The 11779-nt window shown below is 46.4% G+C and carries 8 protein-coding genes; 4 read left to right on the top strand and 4 right to left on the bottom strand.

Going from position 1 to position 11779, the window contains the following annotated elements:
* Positions 1 to 35: 35 nt before the first annotated feature.
* Entirely contained in the window at positions 36 to 1361 is a 1326-nt protein-coding gene (gene ffh / locus ACMJ0U_RS04645) for a signal recognition particle protein (RefSeq protein ID WP_204396416.1), read from the top strand.
* 73 nt (positions 1362 to 1434) lie between these two features.
* Here the strand turns inward: ffh and ACMJ0U_RS04640 are convergent, their stop codons facing one another.
* Positions 1435 to 2604 carry an exo-beta-N-acetylmuramidase NamZ domain-containing protein gene (locus ACMJ0U_RS04640; protein WP_417128482.1) on the bottom strand — a complete coding sequence of 390 codons (1170 nt, stop codon included), beginning with the start codon at positions 2602 to 2604 and terminating at the stop codon, positions 1435 to 1437.
* A gap of 69 nt (positions 2605 to 2673) precedes the next feature.
* On the opposite strand from ACMJ0U_RS04640, the gene ACMJ0U_RS04635 reads away from it, so the two are divergent.
* Together ACMJ0U_RS04635 and ACMJ0U_RS04630 are read left to right on the top strand one after the other, a co-directional pair.
* Entirely contained in the window at positions 2674 to 3210 is a 537-nt protein-coding gene (locus ACMJ0U_RS04635) for an HD domain-containing protein (protein WP_417128479.1), read from the top strand.
* Between the two features lie 191 nt (positions 3211 to 3401).
* Entirely contained in the window at positions 3402 to 6041 is a 2640-nt protein-coding gene (locus ACMJ0U_RS04630) for a putative LPS assembly protein LptD (RefSeq protein WP_417128481.1), read from the top strand.
* Here the strand turns inward: ACMJ0U_RS04630 and ACMJ0U_RS04625 are convergent.
* Genes ACMJ0U_RS04625 through uvrA form a run of 3 tightly spaced genes read right to left on the bottom strand, consistent with a single transcriptional unit; the run spans position 6038 to position 10991 of the window.
* Positions 6038 to 6775, bottom strand: coding sequence for a nucleotidyltransferase family protein (locus ACMJ0U_RS04625; RefSeq protein WP_417128477.1), 738 nt, complete (start codon positions 6773 to 6775; stop codon positions 6038 to 6040). The two genes, ACMJ0U_RS04630 and ACMJ0U_RS04625, sit on opposite strands and share 4 nt — an antisense overlap.
* Complete coding sequence (locus ACMJ0U_RS04620; protein WP_417128476.1) at positions 6772 to 8202, bottom strand: phosphotransferase; 1431 nt, start codon at positions 8200 to 8202, stop codon at positions 6772 to 6774. Before ACMJ0U_RS04620 ends, ACMJ0U_RS04625 begins: the two co-directional genes overlap by 4 nt.
* Before the next feature lie 17 nt (positions 8203 to 8219).
* Positions 8220 to 10991: an excinuclease ABC subunit UvrA gene (uvrA, locus tag ACMJ0U_RS04615; protein ID WP_417128475.1), complete on the bottom strand. Its 2772-nt coding sequence runs from the start codon at positions 10989 to 10991 to the stop codon at positions 8220 to 8222.
* Positions 10992 to 11226: 235 nt separating this feature from the next.
* On the opposite strand from uvrA, the gene ACMJ0U_RS04610 reads away from it, so the two are divergent.
* Positions 11227 to 11739, top strand: coding sequence for an RNA polymerase sigma-70 factor (locus ACMJ0U_RS04610; RefSeq protein WP_417128473.1), 513 nt, complete (start codon positions 11227 to 11229; stop codon positions 11737 to 11739).
* The last annotated feature ends 40 nt before the right edge of the window (positions 11740 to 11779 follow it).

Here is an 11779-nt window from a genome sequence, read left to right as displayed (position 1 = left end):
GGAAATTTTTGATAATAAATAAAAAAGCAACATATATGTTCGATAATTTAAGTGAAAGACTGGAACGGTCGTTTAAGATATTGAAAGGTGAAGGTAAAATCACCGAAATCAATGTGGCCGAAACCTTGAAGGATGTACGTCGTGCATTGCTGGATGCGGACGTGAATTATAAAGTAGCAAAGAACTTTACAGATACTGTAAAGGAAAAGGCACTGGGACAGAATGTATTGACAGCTGTTAAGCCCAGTCAGTTGATGGTGAAGATCGTACACGATGAGCTGACTACCTTGATGGGAGGAGATACTGCCGAAATTGAATTGAAAGGTCGTCCGGCTGTTATCTTGATGTCAGGTTTGCAGGGTTCTGGTAAGACTACCTTCTCTGGCAAGCTGGCTCGCATGATGAAGTCAAAGAAGAATCGCAAACCTTTGCTGGTAGCGTGTGACGTGTATCGTCCGGCTGCAATTGAGCAGTTGAAAGTGCTCGGCCAGCAGGTGGAAGTTCCTGTATATAGCGAACTGGACAGCAAAGATCCTGTACAGATTGCCTTGAATGCCATTCAGGAAGCGAAAGCAAAAGGGTATGACCTGGTGATTGTCGATACAGCTGGTCGTTTGGCAGTAGACGAGCAGATGATGAACGAGATTGAAGCCATCAAGAAGGCTATTAATCCGGATGCTACATTGTTTGTCGTAGATGCCATGACCGGACAGGACGCGGTAAATACAGCTCGTGAGTTTAATGAACGTCTGGATTTCACCGGTGTAGTATTGACTAAGTTGGATGGTGATACACGTGGCGGTGCGGCGCTGTCTATCCGTACGGTAGTAAACAAGCCGATTATGTTCGTGGGTACTGGCGAGAAACTGGATGCCGTAGATCAGTTCCATCCGGCTCGTATGGCCGACCGTATCCTGGGTATGGGTGACATCGTATCATTGGTAGAACGTGCACAGGAGCAGTACGATGAAGAAGAAGCGAAACGCTTGCAGAAGAAGATTCAGAAAAACCAGTTCGATTTTAATGACTTCCTGACTCAGATTCATCAGATTAAGAAGATGGGTAACCTGAAGGAACTGGCTTCTATGATTCCTGGAGTAGGAAAGGCTATCAAGGATATTGATATTGATGACAATGCGTTCAAGAGTATTGAAGCCATTATTTATTCTATGACTCCGGAAGAGCGTACTCATCCGGAAATTCTGAATGGAACACGCCGTACACGTATCGCTAAGGGTAGTGGAACAAGCATTCAGGAAGTGAACCGTCTGTTGAAGCAGTTCGATCAGACTCGTAAGATGATGAAAATGGTGACTGGCAGTAAGATGGCTGGTATGATGCAGAAGATGAAAAAGAAATAATCGCGCAGATTAAGATAGTAAGAAGCGGACAGTAAGGAGGCTTGAAAGAAGCAACCTGCTGTCCGCTTGTTTTTTATTCATACAATAAATATTTTTCACGTATGGAACGGTAAGCTTGCAAGTCTTTTTCCCATGCCTGGCGTATTTCGGATTCCGTTTTTCTCTGAAGTATGTCCTTGCGTACCTGTGAGGTACCCATTAGCAGATCAAACCATTGGGAACGACTGAAGAAACGTTTTTCGGCATCCGGATACCGCTTTTGATAAAGCTGATAAAACTGAAGGAGATATTTTAGGGAAAAACCTTGAGGCCGTTCTTTCTCTGTACGCAAGTCAAGGCCGAAACAAGCCTGATTCTGATGAAGCGGATGCTTGTCGAACCCTTTTAAAGAGCGTGGGGTAAATTGAAACTGGAAAAAATCCTTTAGTGCCGGTGAACCGATGGCCTGGAAAGGAAAGTTGGTACCTCTGCCGACGCTTACGGAAGTTCCTTCAAAAGGGCAGAGCGAGGGATAGAGCGTAATGGAAAGATCGTTCGGCAAATTGGGAGAAGGCTTTACCGGAAGAGAGTAAGGCTGTCCGTGTTTCCATCCTTCCACTCGAATTACTTGCAAATGACATTGCATACCTTTACCCAACCAGCCTTCTCCATTAATCATTTTGGCTATTTCGCCTAAAGTACATCCGTGAAGCAAGGGGATGGGAAGCATACCCACAAAACTTTTGTATGCTTTTTCCCGTACAGGTCCGTCTACATAATCACATGGATTAGGGCGATCCAGCACAATCAGCTCTTTCTGGTTCTCGGCACAAGCCTGCATCACATAATAAAGCGTGCTGATGTAAGTGTAGAAGCGGGCTCCTACATCTTGTATGTCGAAGATTACTACATCCGTACCTGCCAGCTGTGAAGGCTGCGGTTTCTTGTTTTTTCCATAAAGTGAAAGGATGGGTACCCCCGTGCGGGTATCTTTTCCGTTTTGAATATGTTCTCCGGCATCTGCATCTCCCCGAAATCCATGTTCAGGCGCAAATACTTGAACGATTTTTACTTGACTGGCCAGGGTGTCCAGCAAGTGGGTTTTCCCACAAAGAGAAGTATGGTTTACTACCAGAGAAACTCGTTTCCCTTCAAGCAAGGGAAGCAGTTTTTCCAGCTGGTCGGCTCCGTTGCGTACAGTAGCATGTACTTGAATGACCGTAAAACAGCATATACATGCACCCAAAATATATTTCAAAAAGATTCTTTTCGTGTAACTCATGGAATTTTTGTAGATTTGTGATACTTTTTACAAATATAGTCACATTTATTTATGAATCCACTTGCATTGATTGACAAATATTATCCGGAAGATAATGAGTTGAAACATATTTTGCTGGTACACAGCCGTTCGGTGGCAGACAAAGCCTTGGAAATGGCACGTAAGCATCCGGAACTGAATTTAGATTTGACTTTTATTGAAGAGGCTGCCATGCTTCATGATATTGGCATTTTTATGACGGATGCAGATAGTATATTCTGTTTTGGCACGCATCCTTATATCTGTCATGGATACTTAGGTTCAGAACTGGTGGCTCGTGAGGGTTATCCACGTCATGCATTGGTGTGTGAGCGTCATACCGGTGCCGGACTTACCCTAAAGACAATTGTGGAACGTAATCTTCCGGTACCTCACCGTGAAATGCTTCCGGTCAGTCTGGAAGAGCAGATTATTTGCTTTGCCGATAAGTTTTATTCAAAGACCAAACTGGATAAGGAAAAAAGTGTGGAGAAGGCTCGAAAGAGTATTGAAAAGCATGGAGAAGAAGGCTTGGTACGCTTTGATGCCTGGTGTAAACTCTTTTTGTAGAACTAAAAATACATTAAAAAGGAAAGCGTTGACGTTTATTTGTCGGATAATGTTTACTTTTGCACCGCACATTGCGTAAAAAGACGGTGATGACATCATTTAGAAGAACTACATATTTACTGCTATCTCTGTTTGTTTTTGGCTTTTTCTGCTCATTTTATGCCGAAGCACAGCGGGTGAGAGGAAAACGTATGCGGGGAGGAGAGAAGACCGATTCCCTTCATCGGGACTCACTGGCCTTGGATTCGCTGGGAATGGACTCTCTGACTGCTGATACGGCTAAGAAAAAAGAACCTTTGGATGCGCCGGTCATTTATGAGGCAAGCGATTCTATTGTTTTTACGAAAGGTGGATATGCGCATCTTTATGGGGAAGGTAAGGTGAATTATCAGAATATTGAGCTGACCTCTGCGGTGATTACGATGAATATGGACAGCAGTACTGTCTTTGCTAAGGGTGTGGCTGATACGACAGGAGTAGAGACCGGTACACCGATTTTCAAAGATGGAGAAACACCGTATGAGTCTAAAATCATGCGTTATAACTTCAAGACCAAGAAGGGGTTCATTAATGATATTGTCACACAACAAGGTGAAGGATATGTCACCAGTGAAGAAGGAAAGAAAGGAGCAAATGATGAAATTTACATGCGCCATGGTAAATATACCACTTGTGACAATCACGACCATCCCCACTTTTACTTAAGACTTTCCATGGCAAAGGTGCGCCCGAAGAAAAATGTGGTATTCGGACCTGCACAGCTCGTGGTAGAGGATGTGCCTTTGCCCATTGCCGTACCTTTTGGTTTTTTCCCGTTTAATAGCAGTTATTCTTCCGGATTCATCATGCCGACGTATGGTGATGAAATGAACCGTGGTTTCTATTTGCGTGACGGCGGGTATTATTTTGCCATCAGTGACCAGATGGATTTGAAGTTGTTGGGCGAAATCTTTACCAAAGGTTCTTGGGGACTTTCTGCGGCCTCTAATTATACTAAACGATATAAATTCAGTGGCTCGTTTAATGCCAGCTATCTGGTGACCAAGACGGGAGAAAAGAATATGCCGGATTATTCGGTGTCGAAGGACTTCCGTATCCAGTGGAGTCACCGTCAGGATGCCAAGGCCAATCCGAACAGTTCGTTCTCGGCCAGTGTAAACTTTGCCACCAGTAGTTACGACCGTTCCAGCTTGAGCAGTTTGTATAATCCGCAGCAGTACTCTCAGAATACCAAGGCTTCCAGTGTGAGCTACTCACGTAACTTTCCGGAAATCGGATTGAACATCTCTGGAGCATTCAATATCACCCAGAACACGCGTGATTCTTCTTTGAGTATGACGTTGCCGGACGTAAACATTTCATTGAACCGTATTTATCCGTTCAAACGTAAAAAAGCTGTAGGGGATGAACGCTGGTACGAAAAGATTTCATTGCAGTACACCGGAAGTATTACCAACTCTATCAGTACAAAGGATAATCTGTTGTTCAAGACGCCTTTGACACAGTGGGAGAACGGTATGCAGCACAAGATTCCGGTTTCGGCTACTTTCAACTTGTTCAAGTACATCAACATTGTTCCTTCGTTCAATTACACGGAACGCTGGTATCTGCGGAAGGTAAAACAGAGCTATGATCCGAGTCCTGCCTCGCGTGATCATGTGAAGCGAGACACTATCAACGGGTTCAATCGTCTGTATGATTACAACCTGTCTTTGCAGATGAATACCAAATTGTATGGTATGTACAAGCCTTTGTTCATGAAGAGCAAGGAACTGCAGATTCGTCATGTCTTCACTCCGACTGTCAGCTATACTTATACGCCGGATTTCGGAAAATCACGTTACGGCTATTACGACACCTATACTTATACGGATGAAGACGGTGAGGTGCGTACTGTCGAATATTCTCCGTATGAAGGAGCTGTGTATGGCTATCCGGGAAAGAATATGTCACAGAACATTAGCTTCTCAATTGATAACAACATTGAGATGAAGATGAAGTCGGACAAGGATACGACCGGCTACAAGAAAATCAGTCTGATTGACCAGTTGGGGGCTTCTCTTTCGTACGATGTAGCCAATAAGAAGTGGAGTGATTTAAGTATGAACCTTCGTTTAAAACTGACTAAAAGCTATACGTTCAATATGAATGCCTCATTCGCGACATACGCTTATCAGTTTGATGAGAATGGTAATGTAGTGGTGGGCGACCGTACGGAATGGTCTTACGGACGTTTCGGACGTTTCCAGGGGTACAGTGGTTCATTCTCTTATACCTTGAATAACGATACCTTCAAGAAACTCTTCGGAAAGAAAGATGAGGATGAAAAGAACAAGGATAAAAAAGGCAAAGAAGGAGATGAAGACGAAGATACAGATGAAGAAACGGAAGAACAGAATAATAATTCCAACATGCGAAAGACAGAGAAAGCTTCTGTTGATTCAGACGGTTACCTGGCTTTCAAATTGCCTTGGAGTGTCAGCTTGAGCTATAGCTACAGTATTCGCGAAGACCGTTCGAAGGACATCAACATCAAGACCATGCGTTATCCGTATTCATTGACGCATTCATTGAACGTGTCGGGTAACTTCAAGATTGGTAGCCGTTGGAATATGACCTATTCTACCGGATACGACTTTACGTCTAAGGAGATGTCTATGACAACCTTGAACATTACCCGCGACTTGCACTGCTTTAATATGAGTTGCGGATTGGTGTTTGGTCCATTTACTTCTTATAACTTCTCTATCCGTGCGAACTCCAGTATGCTGACTGATGCCCTGAAGTGGGATCAGCGAAGCAATACGGGTAGTGCTGTTACCTGGTATTAGTCCTTAAGGAATTCTTCGGCCCGGGCCAGCGTGTCCGGCTTGCCGATGTCAATCAGCTGCAAGTCTTCTTTTATATACCCTCCGAGCTGGAGTTGCCGGCAGGTGTGCAGGTAAAAATCCATGATGGGGAATTTCCCGTTCCATTCTTCTCCTTTCATGTAGTGAAACAATTCCGGTGAGATTACATGGATGCCGCTGAACGCATATTCACGGTATTGGCCCGGTTCGTATACAAATCCTTCCGGCTTGGTTTGCAGGGTGTCTTTGTGAATCCAACCCTGCAGGCGGCTGTCCATATCGAACAGCAGGTAGCGCGAGGTTTTGCGCGGGCTGACCAGCAGTGTCGCCAGATTCTGACTCTTCCAGTGAAAATCATAAACTCCTTTCAGGTCGGCATTCGACAGGATGTCCACATTGTGTACTATGAACGGTTCCGTTCCTGTAAAGAAGGTTGCCGCCTTTTTGATGCCGCCCCCTGTGTCGAGCAACCTGTCACGTTCGTCACTGATATGAATGGTCAGTCCGAAATTCTGGTTAGCTTTTAGAAAATCAATAATCTGTTCTCCGAAATGGTGAATGTTGATGACCAGTTCGGTAAATCCCGCTTCTTTCAGTTTGAGAATCACATGTTCCAGCATGGGACGTCCGGCCACCGGTACTAAGGCCTTGGGCATGTGGTCGGTCAGCGGTTTGAGCCGGGTACCCAGTCCAGCAGCAAATATCATGGCTTTCATTTGGCTTTCAGTAATTGGTCTATTTGTTGTTCCCGATGAATCAGGTGTACATTAATTTTAAATTTTTCATGCAAGTGCATTGCTGTGTGCTGGGCAGAGTACACGGAGCGGTGTTGTCCTCCGGTGCATCCGAAACAAATCATCAGGTGCGAGAATCCACGTTCCAGGAAACGCTGCACGTGGGCATCCACCAGAGCGTCGGTATGGCGAAGGAACTCTGTAATCTCTCCGTCCTTCTCTAAAAAATCGATGACCGGTGCGTCCAGTCCTGTAAGCGGTTTGTACTGCTCATAGCGTCCGGGATTGTGCACGGCGCGGCAGTCGAACACGTATCCTCCGCCGTTTCCGCTTTCGTCTGCCGGAATCCCTTTCCGATAGGAGAAACTTATCACCGTGACCGTCAGGTTGCGGCGGTTGCGTGCAGCGGCAAACTGTTTCAGTTCCGTCATGCGCTGCAATACCTCGCAGAGATAAGGATATTCCGGAAATCCCTTCTGCAATAACTGGCGCAGATTCTCCATGGCAAAAGGAATACTCTCAATGAAATGTGCTTTTTTCTCGAAATAGCCGCGGAAGCCGTAAGCCCCCAATACTTGTAGCGTACGGAACAATACGACATGACGCAGATGGGACAGGAACACTTTCTTTTCTATCTGTTTGTACGGGCGCAGGGCTTCCAGGTACTCGTCAATCAGCTCCTGGCGCAGGCTGTCCGGGTAGTTGGCCTTGGCTTGCCAGAGGAAAGAAGCTACGTCGTAATACAGAGGTCCTTTCCGTCCTCCCTGGAAATCTATCAGGTAAGGCTCTCCGTCTTTTACCATGATGTTACGGCTCTGGAAGTCACGATACATGAATACCGGTTGGGTTTCTATCCTCTCCATCAATGTCTGACAAAGGGCTTCGAAATCGTCTTCTAACAAATCTTCCCTGAACTCTACTCCCGTAGCTTTCAGAAAACAGTATTTAAAGTAGTTCAAGTCCCACAGAATGCTTCTGTGGTTGAATTCTACAGCCGGATAGCATTTCCCGAAATCCAGTCCTTGTGCCCCTTCAAACTGTACGCGGGGCAGTAACCGGATGACTTTCTTCAGCAAGTTTTTTTCCGTTTCATCAAACTCTCCGTTTTCTCTTCCATGTGTAATAAGCTGGAACAAAGAATCTGGTCCTAAATCATCTTGCAGGTAACAGAGTCCGTCGTCGGAAACGGCATGTACCGCTGGTACCGGAAGATGCTGTGCCTGAAAATGACGTGACAGGTAAATGAAGGCCTCGTTTTCTTCACGTGAAGTGCCGCATACCCCGATAAGGGTCGGAGTACCCTTCAGGCGGTAGTAGCTTCTGTTGGAGCCGGCTCCCGGCAGTGCTTCCACGCTTTCCGGAGCATGGCCGGTGAACTGGCTGTATAGGGTTTCAAGGATTTGAGTCATGTGTTTGTTTGTTAAGATTACTGATTGAGTTTTTCTGCCAAGTATTGTCCCGTATAGGAAGCTGCACATTGGGCCACCTCCTCCGGTGTGCCGGCTGCCACGAGATTTCCTCCCATGTCGCCACCTTCCGGACCGAGGTCAATCACGTGGTCAGCGCATTTGATGACATCCATGTTGTGTTCGATGATGACCAGCGTATGTCCCCGGTTGATAAGGGCGTCAAAAGCCTCTAATAGTTTCTTGATGTCATGGAAATGCAAGCCGGTAGTCGGTTCGTCGAACACGAAGATGGTAGGCTGCGCCTTTTCGATGCTGAGGAAGTACGCCAGTTTCACGCGCTGGTTTTCTCCTCCTGAAAGGGTAGACGAAGACTGTCCTAACTTGATGTAACCCAGTCCCACATCCTGTAACGGGCGCAACTTCTTGACAATCTTCTTCTGGTTGTGTTCCGTAAAGAACTCGATGGCCTGGTTGACCGTCATTTCCAGTATGTCGTAAATGTTTTTTCCTTCAAACTTCACTTCCAGTGTGTCGTTTTTGAAGCGCTTGCCGTGGCACGACTCACACTCCAACACCAGGTCGGCCATGAACTGCATTTCTACCGTTACCGTACCTTCTCCCTTACATTCTTCACAACGTCCGCCTTCCGTATTGAACGAGAAATAGCCTGCACTGTAACCCATCTGCTTGGCCAGCGGCTGATCGGCAAATAGTTTGCGGATTTCGTCGTAGGCCTTGACGTAAGTCACCGGATTGCTTCGGGAAGACTTTCCGATGGGATTCTGGTCTACAAACTCGATGTCGTTCACCTGACGGATGTCTCCTTCCAATGAAATGAACTCGCCCGGGCGTTCACTCGACTCACTGTATTCCCGCTTCAGGGCCTTGTAGAAAATGTCGCGTACCAGCGTACTCTTTCCGGAACCGCTGACACCTGTCACCACCGTCATCACGTTAAGCGGGAAGCGCACGTCGATGCCTTTCAGGTTGTTCTCGCGTGCTCCCTTGATTTCGATGTAATTGTTCCACGGGCGATGGCTGGCAGGAAGGTCGATGGTTTCTTCTCCTAACAGGTATTTCACGGTATAGCTGTCGCTTCCCTTCTGTAAGTCTTTCATGTCACCTTCATACACCACTTGTCCGCCCAGTCGTCCCGCTTTCGGGCCGATATCGATGATGTAGTCGGCTGCACGGATAATCTCTTCGTCGTGTTCCACTACCACTACCGTATTTCCTAATTGCTGTAACTGACGTAGCACTTTGATGAGGCGGGTAGTGTCGCGGCTGTGCAGACCGATACTTGGTTCGTCAAGAATATACAATGAACCTACCAGACTACTTCCTAACGAGGTGGCCAGGTTGATTCGCTGGCTTTCACCTCCCGAAAGCGAGTTACTCAACCGGTTCAGTGTCAGGTAACCCAGTCCCACATCCGACAGGAATGTCAGACGGTTCTTGATTTCACTCAGCAGGCGTTGTGCCACGAGGGTGTCGTGCGCATCCAGTGTGAGCGTACGGAAGAACTCCTGCAACTGGGTAATCGGCATTTCCACCAGTTCCGAAATGTTCTTTCCACCCACTCGCACGTAGCTGGCCTCCTTTTTCAGCCGGCTTCCGTGACAGGTAGGGCAAGTCGTTTTTCCCCGGTAGCGGGCCAGCATCACGCGATACTGTATCTTATATTGGTTTTCCTCCAGCATCTTGAAGAAAGAGTCGATGCAGACCTTTTCCCTTGGCCCGTGCCAGAGGTAATCTTTCTGTTCCTGTGTCAGTTCATAATAGGGAGCAAAGATGGGGAAATCATGAGCCGGGGCTTCCCGAAGGAACTCGTTCAGCCATTCTCCCATTTTCTCGCCCCTCCAGCAAAGCACGGCACCATCGTACACGCTCAGCGCCCGATTAGGTACCACCAGGTGTTCATCGATACCGATAATCTTTCCGAATCCTTCGCACGTAGGACAGGCTCCCAGCGGAGAGTTGAACGAAAACATCTGGTCGTTCGGTTCTTCAAACTTGATGCCGTCGGCTTCAAACTTCGTGCTGAATACATGCAGGCGGGTGTCATCCGACAAATAGAAACGAAGCATACACGTGCCGTCGCCTTCGTACATGGCCGTCTCGGCAGAATCCGTCAGTCGGCTGATGGCATCTTTGCTGTCATCGCAGCTCATGCGGTCTACTAACAGATACACCTTGTCGTTCTCATTGTAGGTATAATCCTCAATACGTACCATTTCGCCGTCTACTTCCAGTCGGGTAAAGCCCTGCTTCATATCCATATCCAGTTGTTCTGCCACACTTCTTCCGTCGCGGGGAAGGATAGGTGTCAGTACGGTATAGCGTGTGCCCTTCGGGTAAGACAGCATGCAGTTCACGATGTCTTCCACACTGTCCTTCTTCACCAGTTGTCCGCTTACAGGAGAATACGTTTTACCCACCCGTGCGAAAAGCAGGCGCAGATATTCATAAATCTCCGTTGAGGTACCCACGGTAGAACGCGGGTTGCGGCTCGTCACCTTCTGTTCAATGGCGATGGCAGGTGGAATTCCCTTGATAAAGTCACATTCCGGTTTGCTCATACGTCCGAGAAACTGGCGGGCGTAGGAAGACAGACTTTCCACATAACGTCTTTGCCCTTCGGCATACAGCGTATCGAATGCCAGCGACGACTTTCCCGAACCAGACAGTCCGGTAATGACTACCAGCTTGTTGCGTGGGATACGTACGTCGATGTTTTTCAGGTTATTCACCCGGGCACCCTTTATGGTAATAAAATCATTTTCTGACATGTATCTTTTCTTGTTAGATGAACATGCGAAGTTACGAAAAATAGCTGGAATTATCAAAGCGAATGCTTTCGGACGGAAAGAAGGTTGTAGGTTTTCTTATCTCATCATTATGCTTAAAGAATGTATAAAGTAAATCTGTTGTGTTTAAATATAATAAAAAACAAGTCCGCTCATAGTGGTAAATCTGATATTCTGAGTTTTCTTAAAAATGCGAATCTATCAATCACACTTGTACATGGACATCAATACAAAAATCTTCAGAGAGCATTTCCTTCAATATTATCGTCCGCTCTGCCTGTTTGCGCTTCATTATCTGAAAGATATAGATGATGCGGAAGACACGGTGCAGGACTGTTTCATGGAGCTGTGGAAACGGAAAGAGAAAGGGCTTGAAGCGAGTGGTCTTAAATCTTATCTGTACTCCATGGTAAGAAACCGCTGTATAGACATCTTGAAGAAGGATTCACTCATTGACGGTAACGTGCAACCATCAGACCTTGAGGAAATCCTGTCGGACGAAGAGTGTGAAGAATGGTCTTATGAGGAGGCTCGTATTTGGACTGCCATAGAATCTTTACCGGAAAAATGCAAGGAGGTGTTCTTGCTGGCCAAGAGGGATGGCATGAAATATGAAGAAATAGCCGTGAGGTTGCATATCTCTGTCAATACGGTAAAGAACCAGATGAGCAAAGCACTTAAAACGTTGAAGGAAAGCGCAAGAAAAGTGTACTTGTTCTTTTTCGGATAATTTTTTTTGTCTCGGCATAGTAGTTTTTATGGCACATTCA

The organism is Phocaeicola sp., from assembly GCF_048170425.1.
In the GTDB taxonomy this organism is placed as follows: Bacteria; Bacteroidota; Bacteroidia; order Bacteroidales; family Bacteroidaceae; genus Phocaeicola.
Note: the sequence above shows the minus strand (reverse complement) of the source record. Positions and strands in the feature narration are given on the sequence as shown.

Bases quoted from the DNA above. Each gene is read 5' to 3' on its own strand.
- ffh (WP_204396416.1), top strand. From the start codon at position 36: ATGTTCGATAATTTAAGTGAAAGACTGGAACGGTCGTTTAAGATATTG.
- ACMJ0U_RS04635 (WP_417128479.1), top strand. From the start codon at position 2,674: ATGAATCCACTTGCATTGATTGACAAATATTATCCGGAAGATAATGAG.
- ACMJ0U_RS04630 (WP_417128481.1), top strand. From the start codon at position 3,402: ATGCGGGGAGGAGAGAAGACCGATTCCCTTCATCGGGACTCACTGGCC.
- ACMJ0U_RS04625 (WP_417128477.1), bottom strand. From the start codon at position 6,775: ATGAAAGCCATGATATTTGCTGCTGGACTGGGTACCCGGCTCAAACCG.
- ACMJ0U_RS04620 (WP_417128476.1), bottom strand. From the start codon at position 8,202: ATGACTCAAATCCTTGAAACCCTATACAGCCAGTTCACCGGCCATGCT.
- uvrA (WP_417128475.1), bottom strand. From the start codon at position 10,991: ATGTCAGAAAATGATTTTATTACCATAAAGGGTGCCCGGGTGAATAAC.
- ACMJ0U_RS04610 (WP_417128473.1), top strand. From the start codon at position 11,227: ATGGACATCAATACAAAAATCTTCAGAGAGCATTTCCTTCAATATTAT.